This is a genomic window from uncultured Eudoraea sp., assembly GCF_947260015.1.
GTDB lineage: Bacteria > Bacteroidota > Bacteroidia > Flavobacteriales > Flavobacteriaceae > Eudoraea.
Genome location: NZ_CAMYOM010000003.1, coordinates 161,982 through 178,831 on the forward strand (window position 1 = coordinate 161,982; position 16,850 = coordinate 178,831).

General features: G+C 38.2%; 15 protein-coding genes. 8 read left to right on the top strand and 7 right to left on the bottom strand.

Going from position 1 to position 16,850, the window contains the following annotated elements; genetic code table 11:
* Window position 1: 1 nt before the first annotated feature.
* Together ruvC and Q0X66_RS02875 are read right to left on the bottom strand one after the other, a co-directional pair.
* Window positions 2–553: a crossover junction endodeoxyribonuclease RuvC gene (gene ruvC / locus Q0X66_RS02870; protein WP_297702975.1), complete on the bottom strand. Its 552-nt coding sequence runs from the start codon at window positions 551–553 to the stop codon at window positions 2–4.
* A 1-nt stretch (window position 554) separates the two neighbouring features.
* Window positions 555–1,040, bottom strand: a complete 486-nt coding sequence (locus Q0X66_RS02875) for a hypothetical protein (RefSeq protein ID WP_297702977.1) — start codon at window positions 1,038–1,040, stop codon at window positions 555–557.
* Between the two features lie 131 nt (window positions 1,041–1,171).
* On the opposite strand from Q0X66_RS02875, the gene Q0X66_RS02880 reads away from it, so the two are divergent.
* Entirely contained in the window at window positions 1,172–1,687 is a 516-nt protein-coding gene (locus Q0X66_RS02880) for a DUF456 domain-containing protein (protein WP_297702979.1), read from the top strand.
* Between the two features lie 3 nt (window positions 1,688–1,690).
* Here Q0X66_RS02880 and Q0X66_RS02885 read toward each other — a convergent pair whose 3' ends face one another.
* Window positions 1,691–2,245: a nitroreductase gene (locus Q0X66_RS02885; protein ID WP_297702981.1), complete on the bottom strand. Its 555-nt coding sequence runs from the start codon at window positions 2,243–2,245 to the stop codon at window positions 1,691–1,693.
* 127 nt (window positions 2,246–2,372) lie between these two features.
* Here Q0X66_RS02885 and hutH point away from each other — a divergent pair, with 127 nt between their 5' ends.
* The 4 genes from hutH to hutG are packed head-to-tail and all read left to right on the top strand — an operon-like array spanning window position 2,373 to window position 8,219.
* Window positions 2,373–3,953 (top strand): histidine ammonia-lyase, encoded by a 1,581-nt coding sequence (gene hutH / locus Q0X66_RS02890; RefSeq protein ID WP_297702983.1) that lies wholly within the window; start codon window positions 2,373–2,375, stop codon window positions 3,951–3,953.
* A gap of 5 nt (window positions 3,954–3,958) precedes the next feature.
* Window positions 3,959–5,215 carry an imidazolonepropionase gene (hutI, locus tag Q0X66_RS02895; RefSeq protein WP_297702985.1) on the top strand — a complete coding sequence of 419 codons (1,257 nt, stop codon included), beginning with the start codon at window positions 3,959–3,961 and terminating at the stop codon, window positions 5,213–5,215.
* Between the two features lie 5 nt (window positions 5,216–5,220).
* Window positions 5,221–7,245, top strand: coding sequence for a urocanate hydratase (locus Q0X66_RS02900; protein WP_297702987.1), 2,025 nt, complete (start codon window positions 5,221–5,223; stop codon window positions 7,243–7,245).
* A gap of 5 nt (window positions 7,246–7,250) precedes the next feature.
* Complete coding sequence (hutG, locus tag Q0X66_RS02905; protein WP_297702989.1) at window positions 7,251–8,219, top strand: formimidoylglutamase; 969 nt, start codon at window positions 7,251–7,253, stop codon at window positions 8,217–8,219.
* On the opposite strand, the gene Q0X66_RS02910 is transcribed toward hutG, so the two are convergent.
* Together Q0X66_RS02910 and Q0X66_RS02915 are read right to left on the bottom strand one after the other, a co-directional pair.
* The gene (locus Q0X66_RS02910; protein WP_297702992.1) at window positions 8,211–9,368 is read right to left on the bottom strand and encodes a homogentisate 1,2-dioxygenase; all 1,158 of its coding nucleotides are present in this window, start codon (window positions 9,366–9,368) and stop codon (window positions 8,211–8,213) included. The genes hutG and Q0X66_RS02910 overlap by 9 nt on opposite strands.
* A gap of 266 nt (window positions 9,369–9,634) precedes the next feature.
* Window positions 9,635–10,912: an NAD(P)/FAD-dependent oxidoreductase gene (locus Q0X66_RS02915; protein ID WP_297703134.1), complete on the bottom strand. Its 1,278-nt coding sequence runs from the start codon at window positions 10,910–10,912 to the stop codon at window positions 9,635–9,637.
* A gap of 222 nt (window positions 10,913–11,134) precedes the next feature.
* On the opposite strand from Q0X66_RS02915, the gene Q0X66_RS02920 reads away from it, so the two are divergent.
* Both Q0X66_RS02920 and Q0X66_RS02925 read left to right on the top strand, forming a co-directional pair.
* Entirely contained in the window at window positions 11,135–12,322 is a 1,188-nt protein-coding gene (locus tag Q0X66_RS02920) for a hypothetical protein (protein WP_297702994.1), read from the top strand.
* Window positions 12,323–12,389: 67 nt separating this feature from the next.
* Window positions 12,390–12,605: a hypothetical protein gene (locus tag Q0X66_RS02925; RefSeq protein ID WP_297702996.1), complete on the top strand. Its 216-nt coding sequence runs from the start codon at window positions 12,390–12,392 to the stop codon at window positions 12,603–12,605.
* A 50-nt stretch (window positions 12,606–12,655) separates the two neighbouring features.
* Here Q0X66_RS02925 and Q0X66_RS02930 read toward each other — a convergent pair whose 3' ends face one another.
* Window positions 12,656–13,498 carry a universal stress protein gene (locus tag Q0X66_RS02930; RefSeq protein ID WP_297702998.1) on the bottom strand — a complete coding sequence of 281 codons (843 nt, stop codon included), beginning with the start codon at window positions 13,496–13,498 and terminating at the stop codon, window positions 12,656–12,658.
* A 139-nt stretch (window positions 13,499–13,637) separates the two neighbouring features.
* Window positions 13,638–14,333 carry a Crp/Fnr family transcriptional regulator gene (locus Q0X66_RS02935; protein ID WP_297702999.1) on the bottom strand — a complete coding sequence of 232 codons (696 nt, stop codon included), beginning with the start codon at window positions 14,331–14,333 and terminating at the stop codon, window positions 13,638–13,640.
* 111 nt (window positions 14,334–14,444) lie between these two features.
* On the opposite strand from Q0X66_RS02935, the gene Q0X66_RS02940 reads away from it, so the two are divergent.
* Window positions 14,445–16,814 (top strand): heavy metal translocating P-type ATPase metal-binding domain-containing protein, encoded by a 2,370-nt coding sequence (locus Q0X66_RS02940; RefSeq protein WP_297703001.1) that lies wholly within the window; start codon window positions 14,445–14,447, stop codon window positions 16,812–16,814.
* Window positions 16,815–16,850 lie beyond the last annotated feature (36 nt).

Consider the following 16,850-nt stretch of genomic DNA (forward strand, 5'->3'; position numbering starts at 1 on the left):
TTTATTTTAACCGATCTTCATTTTGTTTTACGAATGCAGACCATCCGGTATAACCCTTTCCTGCTTCCACCCTTCCTTCATTATAGAAATGACATACCGCAGCCGCAAGGCCATCTGTACTGTCAAGATTTTTTGGGAGTGATTTTAATCCAAGGGTACTTTGAAGCATTTTTGCTACCTGTTCTTTACTGGCATTGCCATTACCCGTAATCGCCATTTTTATTTTTTTTGGCATATATTCTGTTATTGGAATTTGCCTGGAGAGTCCGGCTGCCATGGCCACTCCCTGTGCCCGGCCAAGTTTTAGCATAGATTGGATATTTTTCCCATAAAAAGGGGCTTCAATGGCAATTTCATCCGGATGGTAGGTGTCAATCAGTTCAATGGTTCGTTCAAAAATAAGCTTGAGTTTGGTAAATGGGTCCTTGTATTTTTTGAGTAATAATTCGTTCATTTGAACAAATGTCATCTTCTTCCCTTTCACCTTAATGATGCCGAATCCCATGATAGTAGTTCCCGGGTCAATCCCCAATATGATTTTTTCGTTTTGCAATTTATTTTGTTTCCTCTGAATTTAAAATTATAGGGATCCTGCACTTGGCATTCACAGGTATTCCTCTTTTTAAAGCCGGCTCCACCGGGGGCAGACTTTTAAGACTTCTACTGATAATCCCATCAAATTCGGGAATCTGTTCCTGAATAATACTGTTTTTATCAATATTTAAAACGCTTATTTTTCCTTCTTTATCCACCAGAAAATCTACATATACTACTTCCTCAACATCTTTGTCCAATATAAATTCGAATTCCTGTAGGATCATAGAAAAATGCAAAAGCAATGTATTTTCAAAGCACTCTTTTTGGGCAGATTTAGATACTGTTTCGTCGCAATCATCAAAGAGTGGATATTGGTCTACATCGTTCCAATTGATTGCCTGTAATTCTTTTTCCACCAGTCTTTGGGTTTTCACATCTGTAGAAGTAAACAAATTACAGGAAGACAGCAAGTAAAGACAAGACAAAATTAGTAACTTCCTCATATAAGCGGTATTCCTTGCGGAAAATTACAACTTTTTCGGGCAATTAAGCTTCAGAAATTCAGGATTTCGTGCATCCCTGAAAAGACATGTAACAAATAGATCCTATCTTCGTCCAATAACAAATAGTTTTTATGGACATTGCCTTATTCTTATTGGGATTTATCTTTATGCTTATAGGAATTTTAGGAAGTTTTTTACCTGTTTTACCCGGCCCTACAATAAGCTGGTTAGGTCTTTTATTATTGGTTCTTACGAAAGCAGTACCTAATGACTGGTGGTTTTTGGGGGTTACTCTTTTAGTTGCGTTAATTGTATTGACATTAGATTACATTATCCCGGCAATGGGCACTAAAAAGTTTGGGGGCAGTAAGGCTGGAATGTTTGGGACCGTAATTGGGCTTCTTGTAGCAATAATATTTCCAATACTGGGTATTTTTGGTATAGTTATATGGCCGTTTATTGGTGCATTGATTGGAGAGTTAATAAATAAGGCAGAGAGCAAAACGGCGCTTAAAGCCGCTTTTGGTTCCTTTATTGGTTTTCTTACCGGGACCTTCTTAAAATTTGTGGTAACTATAATTTATTTTGGACTCTTTATAGCCAAAAGCTGGGAATATAAGGAAGAATTATTTTCATTTTTTTACTAGCTCCTAATTAAACCAAACCACCTTGTCCTCAACAGGTTTTCTTTCCCCAACAGAGATTTCTTCTTCGTAACGTCCCATATATAAAAACCCGAGACATTGTTCTCCATCACCCAGTTCAATAAATTCACCCATATATTTTATCAGACCCGGTGAACTCCAATAACATCCTATCCCCATTTCTGTGCAGCAAAGCCAAATATTCTGAACAGCCATTGCTGTGGCTGCAATTTCTTCCCATTCCGGAAGACTTTCATTTGGGTCTCTTTGCATACATATTGCAATAACAACCGCGGACCTGCCAGGGTTTTCAAGGAGTTTTTTCACTTTAAAAGCCTTTGGGTTCGCCTCTGTTTCTTCGTACTTCTTTGCAAGGAATTGTCCGAGCTGCTCTTTAGAATCTTCTAAAAAGACCTTAAACCTCCAGGGTTCTGTTTTTTTATGTGTTGGTGCCCAGTTAGCTGCTTCCAGGATTTTTTCAATCTCCGATCTATTTATAGGTTGGTTCGTATATTGAGCGGGAAATACAGATCGCCTCTTTTTAATCAATTCAAATACCATTCTAGACATTTTAGGTTTGCAAAGTTAGAATTTCTATCCTTGATATAATGCTCAAATTAAAGTGGGGCTAGAATTCCATTTTTCTGAAACTTAATGAATACATTTATAGTACTAAAAATTCTATTTAATGGTTTCAACAACTGATAACTTTCTGTATGGAGAAGAAGCACTTAGTTGCAGCCTTGCATTGAGAATTGCAAGAGGCACAGTTCAAGGCCAATTATCAAATGTTGCGCGAAAACGGGTCCGGGACAGCAAACTTGTGGTTGAAAACATAGTTGAAAAAGGGCAGGCTGTTTATGGGATAAATACTGGGTTCGGGCCTTTGTGTACTACAAATATTTCTAAAGAAGAAACCAGAGTTTTACAGACAAACATCCTTAAAAGCCATAGTGTTGGCGTCGGCAAGCCCATTAAGACGGAACTGGCAAAACTAATGCTCATTTTAAAGATACACTCGCTTGCCAGGGGGTATTCAGGTATTGCAGAAGAAACCTTAGACAGAATTCTATGGCATATAGAAAACGATGCAATCCCACTGGTTCCTTCTCAAGGATCAGTAGGAGCCTCTGGTGATCTGGCTCCTCTTGCCCATCTGTTTTTACCTCTAATAGGTCTTGGCAAGGTGCTATTTGAAAACAAAATTATACTCACCGAAGAACTATTTAAAAAAACAGGCTTGAAACCTCTGGAACTTGGCCCCAAAGAGGGATTGGCGCTTATCAACGGTACTCAGTTTATCGCTGCACATGCTATAAAAGTATTGGAAAAACTACACAATTGCCTCTCGCATGCCGATATTATAGGTGCTATGATGATAGAAGGATTGCAGGGCTCCGTTAAGCCCTTTTACAATGAATTACATAGCCTGCGGCCATTTAAGGGAAACATTCATGTAGCAGAAAGGGTTAAATTACTTTTAAAAGGTTCTGAGATCATGGAGAATCATATTGATTGTGAGAAGGTACAGGATCCTTATTCACTGCGTTGTATCCCTCAGGTTCACGGAGCATCCAGAAATTCCTGGTTACACCTTAAGGAATTGGTACATATAGAATTAAATGCTGTAACAGATAATCCAATTATTATTAATGAAGACTTGACAATTAGTGGGGGTAATTTTCATGGACAACCGCTTGCCATGGCACTGGATTATGCATGCCTCGCATCTTCGGAACTTGGTAATATATCAGACAGGCGGATTTATCTGGCACTGGAGGGCAATAGCCCGGGTGTTCCTAAATTGCTCATGGAAGATACGGGTATAAATTCAGGATACATGATCCTTCAATACACCACCGCGGCTTTGGCCAGTGAAAACAAAGGACTTTGTTTTCCTTCCAGCGCCGACAGCATTCCCACTTCCATGGGGCAGGAAGACCATGTAAGTATGGGGTCTATTGCCGGGAGAAAAGCTTTAAGAGTACTTGGGAATTTAGAGAAAATATTAGCTATCGAATTACTTACTGCTACCCAGGCTTTTGAATATAGAAAACCATTAAAATCGGGAATATTGCTTGAAGAAGTACATAAGGAAGTTCGTAAAAAAGTGGCCTTCGCAAAAAAAGACAGGGTTTTTGCTGATGACATAGAACAAGGAATAGAATTGGTAAAAAACCAAACCATAATAAAGCGTATTAAAAAGGTTTGTAAAAGAAAGAATCTCTCCTTACAGACAACTTTTTCAGAAGAGTTTGAAAACTACTGATTACTATGGAGCAATTAACACTTATTGGTCCCTTAAGCCAGGTAATTCCCATGACAGGAATAACCATAAAAGGTGCTGTTCCCGATAGTCAACTACGGATAATTGAAAATGCAGGAATTCTTTTTGCTGATGGCCGTATAAAAACTATTGGCAGATATAAAAAACTCGCAACCGAAGTAAAAGATCTGAATGTAAAATTAATTCGGTTAGAAGGAAATCATATTTGCCTTCCGGGATTTGTAGATTCTCATACACATATTTGTTATGGAGGATCCAGAGCAAGGGATTATGCCATGAGGAATGCAGGCAAGACGTATTTGGAAATTGCGGAGGAAGGTGGTGGTATTTGGGATACTGTACAACAAACAAGAAAGGCCACTAAAGAAGAGCTGATCAAGGGAATAATTAAAAGAGCCAAACAGCATCTTAAAAATGGCGTAACCACCATTGAGGTTAAAAGTGGTTACGGCCTTTCAATAAAGGAAGAACTTAAAATGTTACAGGCAATTAAGGAGGCTGATGAACAGTTTCCGTTAGATTTTGTCTCCACTTGTTTAGCCGCTCATATGCTCCCCAGGGATTTTAGGGGTAGTTCGTCAGAGTATCTATCAGAAATAAGCGAGCAACTGTTCCCTATTTTAAAGAAGGAAAAATTATCAAACAGAGTTGATGCTTTTATTGAAAAAGGGGCATTTAACAACTCAGAAATCGCGCCTTACCTTTCCAAAGCCATTGAAATGGGTTTTGATATTACCATCCATGCAGATCAGTTCTCTGTTGGTGGAAGTAAGGTTGCTGTTAAATTTAATGCTGTTAGTGCAGATCATTTAGAGGCAAGCACATCCCATGAAATAGAATTATTGGCAAAAAGTGATGTGATTGCCACAGCACTTCCCGGGGCATCATTGGGATTAGGATGTAGTTTTACACCTGCCAGGAAAATTCTGGATGCAGGTGGTGCTCTGGCTATTGCCAGTGATCATAATCCGGGCTCTGCCCCTATGGGCGATCTTCTTACCCAGTGCGCCATATTGGGAACCATGCAAAAATTAACAAATGCCGAAGTATTAGCAGGAATAACATTCAGGGCGGCGGCGGCACTTAAATTGCCGGATAGAGGCAAATTGAAAGCCGGTTATCTCGCCGATTTTAACCTGTTTCATACTGACAATTTTAATGAAATTCTATACAACCAAGGGGCTTTTAAACCATGTATGGTTTATAAAGAGGGAAAATTGATTTATAATAAACATAACCCATAAGGAAGATGCAAAGTTCCAAAACAGAATTGAGTTTTAGAGATGAAATCCTATTGGGAATTCCTAAGGTATTACCCCCCCAAAGGCCAAGAATCCAGGAATTAAATCATGCCCCAAAAAGAAAAGAAATTTTAAGCAGGGAAGAAAAAAAGCTGGCGATAAGAAATGCGCTTCGCTATTTTCCTTCAGCCTGGCATTCTGAACTTTCTGCAGAATTTGCTATGGAATTGGAAAAATATGGTCGAATTTATATGTATCGTTTTAAACCCGGATATAAAATGCATGCACGGCCAATTTCAGAATATCCTGCCAAAACCGTAGAGGGGGCAGCGATAATGCTAATGATACAGAATAATCTGGATCCTGTAGTTGCACAACATCCTGAAGAATTAATTACATACGGGGGTAATGGAGCGGTCTTTCAGAATTGGGCGCAATATCTTCTTAGCATGCAGTATCTGGCTACCATGACCACAGAGCAAACCCTTCATATGTATTCCGGACATCCTATGGGTTTATTCCCTTCTTCCAGAGAAGCACCCAGAGTTGTAATTACCAATGGAATGATGATCCCCAACTATTCCAGTCAGGACGATTGGGAAAAATTCAATGCCCTTGGGGTTACCCAGTACGGGCAAATGACTGCCGGGTCTTATATGTATATTGGACCGCAAGGAATAGTGCATGGAACTGCCATTACGGTAATGAATGCTTTTAGAAAGGTATTACCAAAATCTGAATCCCCGAATGGCAAAATATTCCTCACTGCCGGCTTGGGTGGCATGAGCGGAGCTCAGCCAAAAGCAGGGAATATTGCTGGCTGCATTACGGTCTGTGCCGAAGTAAATGAGGCTGCTGCAACTAAAAGATATACACAAGGTTGGGTTGATGAACTTCATACCACTATTGATACCCTGATTGCCCGAACCAAAAAAGCCATAAATAAGAATGAAATATTATCCCTTGCCTATGTAGGCAATGTAGTGGAAGTATGGGAACGATTTTATGAGGAGGGATTGTTTATTCACCTGGGGTCCGATCAAACCTCTTTGCACAATCCATGGGCAGGAGGGTATTATCCGGCCGGATTATCCTTTGAGGAAGCAAATATCATGATGGCCGAAAACCCGGAACTATTTAAGGAGAAGGTTCAGGAATCATTGAGGCGGCAGGTAAATGCAATCAATAAACATTCGGAAAAAGGAACTTATTTCTTTGATTACGGGAATGCCTTTTTGTTAGAGGCCTCCAGGGCTGGTGCGGATGTTATGTCTGAAAATAATATTGATTTCAGATACCCGTCCTATGTTCAGGATATTTTGGGACCCATGTGTTTTGACTTTGGTTTTGGCCCTTTTAGATGGGTCTGTACCTCGGGTAATCCTGAAGATCTGCAAAAGACGGATGAAATAGCTTTAAGTGTTATGGAGAAAATCAGAGATACTGCGCCGGAAGAGATTCAACAGCAAATGCAGGATAATATCAAATGGATTAATGAGGCTGAGTCCAATAATCTGGTAGTAGGTTCACAGGCCCGTATCTTGTATGCAGATGCCGAAGGAAGGATTAAGATCGCCGAGGCTTTTAATAAGGCCGTAAGTTCCGGGAAAATTTCTGCACCTATTGTCTTGGGAAGGGATCACCATGATGTAAGCGGCACAGATTCTCCATTCAGGGAAACAAGTAATATCTATGATGGAAGCCAGTTTACGGCAGATATGGCTATCCACAATGTTATAGGAGATAGTTTTAGAGGAGCAAGCTGGGTTTCTATACACAACGGTGGTGGCGTTGGATGGGGCGAAGTTATTAACGGGGGTTTCGGAATGGTCCTTGATGGTTCAGAAGCGGCCTCAAAACGATTGAAGAATATGCTGTTCTACGATGTAAATAATGGGATATCGCGCAGAAGTTGGGCCAGAAATAAAGAAGCACTATTCGCCATTAAAAGGGAGATGAAACGCAGCCCTAATTTAAAAGTTACATTACCCAACATAGTGGCTGATAAATTGTTAGATGGATTATTTGAATAAAACCAATGAATCTTTACAAACCAACAGATGAACATATTTGGACCGGGCGCAAAGCGGGGCAGAATCTTTATGTTTACCAGAAGGTAGAACAAATTGACCTGGAGTTGCAAAATATCCCAGTTACGGCAGATAAAACTTTCGTGATCCTGGGTTATGAATGCGATGAAGGGGTAAAGAGAAATAAGGGCAGAACAGGATCAAAAGAAGGTCCGCAGACTGCCCGCCGGCAGTTGGCAAAACTACCACATCATTTAAATGAAAGCTCTGCTATTTTTGACGCTGGTAATATACTATGTGTAGGAGATGATATGGAGAATGCTCAAAGTGTATTGGCTGAAAAAGTAGCTCAGATTTTGAACTACAAAGGCTTACCATTATTGTTAGGAGGAGGTCACGATATAGCGTACGGACATTATAATGGAATCAAAAAATTTGTTGGCAATGACCAAAAAATTGGAATAGTTAACCTGGATGCTCATTTTGATCTCCGATCCAATGAAGATGGCAATAATTCAGGAACGCCGTTTTACCAAATTGCGACCGAAAATAACAACCAAAAATTCGACTTCCCTTATTTATGTCTGGGGATAAGAAATGATGCCAATGATAGTATTTTGTTTGAGCGGGCCCGGGAATGGAACGTAAAATATATTGAGGCCGAACTCTTTCATAAGCAGAATACTTCTTATGTTATTAATAAAATTAATGAGTTCTGTAAGGAAGTAGATTTTATATACCTGACAATAGATTTAGACGGTTTTTCTTCTGCCTTTGCCCCCGGTGTTAGCGCTGCCTCCCCTATGGGGTTTTCGGTAGATATTGCATTGGTAGCGTTAGATACACTCATCGCAACAAATAAATTAATAAGTGCAGATGTGGCTGAACTCAATCCCACCTATGACCGCGATGATCAAACGGCTAAACTGGCTGCAAGTCTGCTTCATTTTATTATACATAAAGTTGACCTACTCTAACCAGGACTGATAGTAAGTGCCATCGTCAATTTCAAGGGCAGCTTCTGTTAATTGCAGTGGTTTAAATGTATCAACCATTACCGCATATTCCTCAGTGCCACTCTTACCAATACTGGCCTCGTAGGTTCCGGGGTGCGGACCATGAGGGATGCCTGCAGGATGAAGAGAAATATATCCTTGATCAATATTTTTACGGCTCATAAAATCGCCCTCAACATAATAGAGCACCTCATCCGAATCGATGTTTGAATGATTGTAGGGTGCTGGTATGGCCTGTGGGTGATAGTCATAAAGTCGGGGACAGAAGGAACAAACTACAAAGGCACTTGTCTCAAAAGTCTGGTGAACCGGTGGCGGTTGATGCACCCTCCCTGTAATAGGTTCAAAATCAAATATGGAAAAAGCATAAGGGTAGTTATAACCATCCCAGCCAACTATGTCAAAAGGATGTGAAGCATATACTAAATGATGTAATTGGCCTTGTTTTTTAACTTTTATAAGAAAATCTCCGAGCTCATCATGCGTTTGCAAATTTTCCGGCAGTCTAAAATCGCGCTCACAAAATGGTGAATGCTCTAAATGCTGTCCAAACCAATTCCTATATCTCTTTGGGGTGTAAATAGGATGGTAAGATTCTGTAATAAATAGTCTGTTATCCTCATCTTCAAAAACTATTTGATAGATCATTCCACGAGGTATTAAAATATAATCCCCATATCCAAAAGGAATTTCACCCAACATAGTTTTCAGAGTTCCTTTTCCCCTGTGAATAAAGAGCAGTTCATCGGCATCAGCATTTTTATAAAAGTAATCTGTCATAGATTTTTTAGGAGCCGCAAGACCAACATGAACATCACTATTGAATAGTACAACCTTTCTGCTTTCGAGATAATCATCCTCCGGGGATACCTGAAAACCTTTAAGCAATCTGGATTTAATGTTATACTCAACTGCCGCCTTGGGGGAAATGTCCTTTGTGTCACCAATTTCTTTAACCATAGTAGGCCGGTATAAATGATACATAAGGGAAGACATCCCGTCAAAACCTATAGTTCCAAATAACTGCTCATAGTGCAAGCTGCCATTTTTTTTCTTAAAAATAGTATGTCTTTTGTGTGGTAAAATTCCAAGTTTATGATATAATGGCATAAGCAGATCTCTTTAAATGTCAACACTAAAATTACGACAAAATGAAGGTTTTGTAAAATAAAGCCTCATAAATATCAGGCAATTATTACTTCCCTTTAATGAAGTTCTGTTTTAATCAAAAAAAGCCTCCCAAATTGGAAAGCCTTTCATTGGCAAGTACCGAATCAATATCGGCATCTATACACATACACCATTATTAATGATGCACAACACAACATGTCAAAGATACAAAAGGATTTCAAATCTGTGGTTATAATTGTGTCGTTTTATATCCTTGTTTTGAAAGGTCTGACTATTAAGCGCGCTGCTTTATCATAATTGATGTAATTATAAACCCAATTAAAAAATACTATTACGCGATTCCTGAATCCAACGAGCGACATTAAGTGTACAAACATCCAAATAAACCAGGCAAAAAAGCCTCCAAATTCAATTCCCGGAAGATCAACTACCGCCTTGTTACGGCCTATTGTTGCCATATTACCTTTATTTCTATAGACAAAAGGTTTCATAGACAGGCCTTTCAATAAGCTATCCAAATTCATGGCCAAAAGTTCCCCCTGTTGAATTGCTGGTTGTGCCATTTGAGGGTGTCCTTTTGGATAAGCTTCAGTTTCCATATAAGCGATATCTCCAATGGCAAAAATATTCGGGAGTCCTACAATTTGATTATATCGGTCTACTTTATACCGATTAACTCTTTTTATCAAAGCATCAGAATTTACGCCCTCAACAGCTGCCCCCGTAACACCGGCAGTCCAGATAAAGTTCCTGGTTCTTATCTCTTCACCGTTATCCATTTTCACGAGATCGCCATTGTATCCTTTTACAATGGTATTCAAATGCAGCTGAACCCCAAAAGCTTCTAAAAATTTCCTTGCTTTTGCTGAAGCTTTGGCACTCATGGGTGGTAGAACAACATCTGCTCCTTCGAATAGATGAATTTCCATTTCATCAATATTAAGATGTCTGTAATCTTTTGGAAATACATGTTTTTTCAATTCCGCGAATGCTCCTGCAAGTTCAACCCCGGTAGGGCCGGCGCCAATTATGCAAAAATTGAGGAGCGCCTTGCGCTCTTCCAGATCTTGACAATTATCTGCTAATTCGAAATTCTGAAGCATAAGACTTCGAATATTTAAAGCCTGTGGAACGCTTTTCATGGACATGGCATTTTCCTGGATCTCCGTATTGCCAAAGTAATTGGTTTTTGTACCGGTTGCAATAACCAAATAGTCGTAGGAAATTTTACCTATATCTGTATGTACTTCTTTAAGTTCAGGGTCTATTTTAGCCACCGTAGCCAGCCTGAAATAAAAATTATGAAGCCTATTTAAGATCTTCCTAATGGGATAGGCTATAGAATCTGGTTCTAAGCCTCCAGTGGAAACCTGGTACAAAAGGGGTTGAAATGTATGGTAATTGTGCTTATCTATAACAACAACCTGAACCGGAAGTCTCCTCAGTTTCTTGGCTAGTGAAATTCCTGCGAAACCAGCTCCTATAATTACTACTCTTTTTCTTGTGGTCTCCGGAAGATTCATAAAATAATTTAAAGCTAAAATAAGGAAACTCTTACCGTTCATCGATGTTTTTTAACTGAGTTGATTAGATCAGATTTCAGTTAAAAACTCATTTCTGGGATAATCTGCTAATAGTAATGGTTTTAGTCGGACATACCTAGCGTTAGTCGTAAACTTTAGGCTGGCCTGTCTTTCATTGTTAATTTTATAAAAGATTCCCAAAGTTCTAAAACCACCTACATCATGCTTAAAAAGTTACTTGTTTTTACAATCCTAGGTTTTTTAATCCTCTCCTGTACCCTTGATACAACTGAAGAATATGAGGATCTAATTTATATTGAAAACGTACTTCCCGATTTACCTCAAAATAATTCAGAAGAAATTTTTGAAAGTCAAGCACTTCAAATATCACAATGGATCGACAATATGCAGCTTTCCAATGGGCTACTGACAAGTTCTGAAAAAACAGACTATGTATCTTTATATGATAATTCCCTGGCTGCCTTGGCATTTATGGCCGAAGGAGAAATTGAAAAAGCGGAAGGAGTCTTTGATTATTTTAATGAACGGATCGATTCAGAATTCGCTCAGAATAACGGAGGGTTCTACCAGTTAAGAAATAGTGATGGTTCTAACGGCAGGCGAACCTGGATGGGAGATAATGCCTGGTTATTGATAGCTCTGAATAATTATCACCAAATAACAGGAAATGATAAGTATAATGAACTGACTGTATTATTAGAAAACTGGATCAGGAGTTTACAGGATGAAGATGGCGGCCTTTGGGGCGGATTTAATGAAGATGGGACACAAATACATAAAGTTACAGAAGGCATTATAATGGCGTTCAATGCTGTTAAGGGTTACGATGATTTTCATAAGGGTATTTTAAATTATCTTAAACAAGAACGTTGGAACATAACCGACAGGCTTTTGGTTGCATGGCCGGAAAATGAGACCCATTATTATGCTATGGACCTTCATTCCCTGGGTTATTTAATTTTTGAGAATTTCCCGGAAGATGTACTTTATAAGGCTGACCGTTACAAAAATACCCGGGTGGCCAGTTTTAACGGAGAGGTAATTACCGGTTATTGTTTTGATGAGGATAAAGATGTAATTTGGTTAGAAGGTACTGCGCAAATGGCACTTGCTTTTAAACAAGCAAATATGGGCAATGAAGCAAATGAATTTATAGGACAACTACAAAAAGCGCAAATGAATAATTCAGCTCAAGAAAATTTACCAGGCATTCCGTATGTAACAAATGCAGGGACCAGCTATGGTTCTTCATTGTTGTGGGAAGATGCCCCGAGCACTCCTGCACTTTCATCAAGCATTTGGTATTTGTTTAACATGCTTAGCTTTAACCCTTTAGATATTGGTAAACAAAAGAACATTCCAAATGAAGATAAATTTTGGAATCTCTGATACTTTGTGGATTTATAATTGTATTAACATAGTCGTTTTATAATTTTAAATAACTTTAAAATAAAAAATGAATTCAGCTATGTTCTGGGTTGGAGCAACCACTATACTTCTAATAATAGTGACCATAATGGCCACTATGAATTTCGCTTTTAGCTGGGTCTTTTACCTCACTGTACTGGGTCAGATAATGATTGTTTATATGGTCTATAAAGTACTTACAGACAACTACAAAACTTCAAAAACATTTGAAGATTTCTATGAGGATTACCCTATAAGCAAATAAATAACCCTCTTCTATTCGAAGGACAAATTTTTCTTTCCTTAATATCTGAACTAGTCGGATAATACCAGAAGAGGTATTGGGGTGTGAAACGCAATGCGTTTGACAACAGGTTCTCTAACCAATTCTTCCAAAAATCCATGTCGGTAATGAACCAGGGTGAGCAATTGTATGCCAAACTCCTTTATGAAGAATTCAATTACATCTGATTTACTGGCAAAATAAGGCATACTATGTAATTTATGTGAGACTGATGAAAAATACTCCAGTAGTATATCTTTATTTGATTGCTGGTGCTTGTTCAATTGTTCCTCCTCACTAATATGCATTATATTTATGGTAGCACCAAATGTGGCAGTCAGCTGAATAAGAGGCTTGATTACTTCTGCGCTAAAATTTCTCTTAAAATCCGTCGGTAAACCAATTCTAACAGGTTTGTCATACTTAAAATCTTCTGGAACAGCAAGGATCGGACATGATCTTACCGCCTTAATTATTCTTACTGTGTTACTTCCCAAAAATACCTCCTCAAGGCCAGATGCGCCCTTTGTACCTGTTACTATAAAATCTATTTTCTCTGATTGCACAATCTCCTTGATTTCATCGGTAAGAAGATTAAATGAAGAAACGCATTTAAAACTGTGTTTTGGGTATTTATAATAAGTATTGATTTGATTCAACAACTCATCCAATCCGCTCTCAGACTCAGATCGAACATTATCTTCCAGAATGCCACCATGAATGGTAGTGGCCATAAAACGACTATGTACAATAGCCGGGGTATATGTGTTTAAAAGATGAAAAACGCATTCTTCTTCTTTAAAAAATTCAATTGCAAACTTTGCAGCATTTAAGGAAGTTTTGGAAAAATCTGTAGGTAATAATATGTTTTTCATACACCTGATTAAAGAAATGATGGTGTAAAAATACCTCTGGGATTAGATGGAAACAATGATATATGTCAGGTTTTTAAATCCCTTATAATTAATGATAAGTGCCTATTTACTTAAGGCCGGAACTATGATATGCGTTGAACTAAAATCCTTCAGCAAGTTCTCTTAACTTCTTTTCATCCAAAATTCCAAGTTTCTTACCGGAACTCTTCAGCAAGCCCTTCTTTTTAAATTCTGAAATAATCCGGATACAGGATTCCGTTGCTGTGCCTACAACATTAGCAATATCCTCCCTTGAAAGGGTAAGAACTAAATATCCGTCTGCATCCTCACCATAGTTAGATTTAAGATAAAGGAATGCTTCTGCGATTCGTTGTTTTACAGTTTTTTGCGAAATATTTACAATCACATCATCTGCTTCTCTTAAGTCATGAGCCATAAGACGAAGGACTTCAAATGTAAAATCGGGATTCTTATGTAGGGTATTAATGATAACTTCTTTGGGAATAAAGCAAAGTTCCATGTCGTTTACAGCTACTGCACTTAAATTTGAAGTCTCCTCTGCAATAACACAACGCTGGCCCATAACTTCTCCTTTCGTAGCCAACTTCACTATTTGATCTTTTCCATTGGAGCTTAACTTGGAAAGCTTTGAAACCCCATCCCGAACACAAAAAACACCATTCAGTTTTTCACCTTCTTCGAAAATTGCCTCACCCCTTTTATAGCTTTTGGAAGTCTTTGAATCTGATACCTGCTTTAATTCTTCCTTACTCATCGCACGCAAAGAATTAAATTGACGAATTATGCAATTCTCGCACCTGCTTTCAGAACTCATTGATTTTAATTTAGACTTATGCAAAATTATCGAAAAGGTGACAAATATCATATATATTTTAAGTAAATTACTACAATTTCGCGTTCAGGTATTAAGCAAATGTTTTAGAATATGACTAAATGTTACCACTGTGGTGATGATTGTAACACTACAGCGATAGTATTTGATGATAAAGACTTCTGTTGTAACGGTTGTAAAACGGTATATGAGATTTTTAAAACTAATGATCTCTCCTATTACTATGATCTTCAATCAGCCGCAGGCACTACTCCCTTAGCTATTGAAGGCAAATATGATTTTCTCGATTCGGATGGCATTACTCAGAGGTTAATTGAATTTGATGATGGAACAGTTCAAATTGTAAATCTTTTTGTTCCTGGGATACATTGCAGTTCATGTATATGGGTATTGGAGAATTTAAAAAAATTACATCCCGGAATTACGAATTCACTGGTAGACTTCCCAAAAAAAACAGTTAGAGTTACTTTTAACATGGAACTGGTTTCATTAAAAGAACTGGTAATATTACTGGCAAGAATTGGGTATGAGCCCTATATCTCCCTTGATGATTATGATAAGGGTAAGAATAAAACAGACAGAAGTTTACTTTATAAACTGGGTGTTGCAGGTTTTGCCTTTGGGAACATAATGTTTTTGTCTTTTCCTGAGTATTTTGAAGTTGGGGAATTTTGGCTTGATCAATACAAGGGTCTATTCAGATGGCTGACGTTTGCTTTTTCACTACCTGTAGTATTCTATGCAGGCAGTGATTATCTGATTTCAGCATATAAAGGATTGCGATCGGGACTTTTAAATATTGACGTACCTATTGCATTGGGAGTTTTGGTTCTTTTTATTCGCAGTAGTTACGAAATATTCTTTGATCTGGGCTCCGGTTTCTTTGACAGTCTTACAGGTTTAATTTTCTTTCTGCTGGTGGGGAGGTTCTTTCAACAAAAAACGTATTCATTCCTTTCTTTTGAACGGGACTACAAGTCGTATTTCCCTATTGCAGTTACCAGATTAATTGACAAAAAGATAGAAGAAACAGTTCAGGTATATGATATTAAAAGTGGTGATAGACTACTAATAAGAAATGAGGAACTAATTCCGGTTGATGGAATCCTTATGAGCGAAAGGGCACAAATAGATTATAGCTTTGTAACCGGAGAATCTGAACCTGTCCAAAAAATTTCCGGCGATAAAGTTTTTGCCGGAGGAAGACAGTGTTATGGCGCAATTGAAATAGAAACTTTAAATAGTGTTTCTCAGAGTTATCTTACACAATTGTGGAGTAATTCTGTTTTCCAAAAAGACAAGACAACCACTTTTCAGACTTTAACGGACAGCATTGGTAAACGCTTTACAATTGCTGTTTTAGCTATCGCTTTTATTGCAGCATCATTTTGGATGTACCAGGACAGCAGTAAAGTAATGAATGTTTTTACAGCTGTACTCATAATAGCCTGTCCGTGCGCCATTGCCCTTGCAGCTCCTTTTACTCTGGGTAATATGTTGCGGATTTTCGGACGTAAAAAGCTCTATCTGAAGGACAGCAGTGTTATAGAGCAACTGGCTCAAATAGATACAGCGATATTTGATAAAACCGGTACAATAACGACAACTCAGTCAAGCTCAATCTCCTATGAAGGTATGGAACTAACTTTTGAGGAGGAATCACTTTTAAAAAATACCCTCAGAGCATCAAACCATCCACTAAGCAGATCGCTCTATACTTTGTTAAAAGAGCACAATATTGAAACCCTTGATGATTACAAAGAATATACCGGCAAAGGAGTGCAAGGTGTTAAGGATAAAAGTGATATCAAGGTTGGTTCAGCAGATTTTGTGGGACATCAACAACAAAGTGATTATAATAACACGTCTGTTCACATAAGTACAAATGACGCCTACAAGGGGCGCTTTGTTTTTCATAATAATTACCGGGAAGGAGTTGCGGAAGTTTTTAAACAAATGGGGCGCTATATGGATTTAGCTGTTTTATCCGGAGATAATCCAGGTGAAAAAACAAGATTGGAAATGTTATTACCAAAATTGACACCTTTATATTTTAATCAAAAACCGACAGATAAGTTGGAGTTTATAAGTGAATTACAGGCCAATGACAAAAAGGTCCTAATGGTGGGTGATGGTTTAAATGATGCGGGTGCTCTGGCACAGAGTAATGTGGGTATTGCAATATCAGAAAACATAAACGTTTTCTCCCCTGCCTGTGATGGAATTCTTGACGCCACAAAATTTAAATATTTTAACGATTATGTTCTGGCCTCAAAAAAAGCCATAAAAATTATTAAATTGTGTTTTGTCCTCTCATTGATGTACAATGTAATAGGGCTTTATTTTGCAGTCACAGGGCAATTAGAACCCGTAATTGCAGCTATCTTAATGCCATTGAGTTCAATTAGCATTGTGGCTTTTGCGACCCTTGCCACAAATGTGGTAGGAAAAAAATTAAATTAATTTATAAACCTGACATATGTCATTTTTTGAAATTTT

What these genes read in the sequence shown, in the direction of transcription:
- Q0X66_RS02875 (WP_297702977.1), bottom strand. Translation starts at nt 1,040, where the DNA reads ATGAGGAAGTTACTAATTTTGTCTTGTCTTTACTTGCTGTCTTCCTGT.
- Q0X66_RS02880 (WP_297702979.1), top strand. Translation starts at nt 1,172, where the DNA reads ATGGACATTGCCTTATTCTTATTGGGATTTATCTTTATGCTTATAGGA.
- Q0X66_RS02885 (WP_297702981.1), bottom strand. Translation starts at nt 2,245, where the DNA reads ATGGTATTTGAATTGATTAAAAAGAGGCGATCTGTATTTCCCGCTCAA.
- hutH (WP_297702983.1), top strand. Translation starts at nt 2,373, where the DNA reads ATGGTTTCAACAACTGATAACTTTCTGTATGGAGAAGAAGCACTTAGT.
- hutI (WP_297702985.1), top strand. Translation starts at nt 3,959, where the DNA reads ATGGAGCAATTAACACTTATTGGTCCCTTAAGCCAGGTAATTCCCATG.
- Q0X66_RS02900 (WP_297702987.1), top strand. Translation starts at nt 5,221, where the DNA reads ATGCAAAGTTCCAAAACAGAATTGAGTTTTAGAGATGAAATCCTATTG.
- hutG (WP_297702989.1), top strand. Translation starts at nt 7,251, where the DNA reads ATGAATCTTTACAAACCAACAGATGAACATATTTGGACCGGGCGCAAA.
- Q0X66_RS02910 (WP_297702992.1), bottom strand. Translation starts at nt 9,368, where the DNA reads ATGCCATTATATCATAAACTTGGAATTTTACCACACAAAAGACATACT.
- Q0X66_RS02915 (WP_297703134.1), bottom strand. Translation starts at nt 10,912, where the DNA reads ATGAATCTTCCGGAGACCACAAGAAAAAGAGTAGTAATTATAGGAGCT.
- Q0X66_RS02920 (WP_297702994.1), top strand. Translation starts at nt 11,135, where the DNA reads ATGCTTAAAAAGTTACTTGTTTTTACAATCCTAGGTTTTTTAATCCTC.
- Q0X66_RS02925 (WP_297702996.1), top strand. Translation starts at nt 12,390, where the DNA reads ATGAATTCAGCTATGTTCTGGGTTGGAGCAACCACTATACTTCTAATA.
- Q0X66_RS02930 (WP_297702998.1), bottom strand. Translation starts at nt 13,498, where the DNA reads ATGAAAAACATATTATTACCTACAGATTTTTCCAAAACTTCCTTAAAT.
- Q0X66_RS02935 (WP_297702999.1), bottom strand. Translation starts at nt 14,333, where the DNA reads ATGAGTTCTGAAAGCAGGTGCGAGAATTGCATAATTCGTCAATTTAAT.
- Q0X66_RS02940 (WP_297703001.1), top strand. Translation starts at nt 14,445, where the DNA reads ATGACTAAATGTTACCACTGTGGTGATGATTGTAACACTACAGCGATA.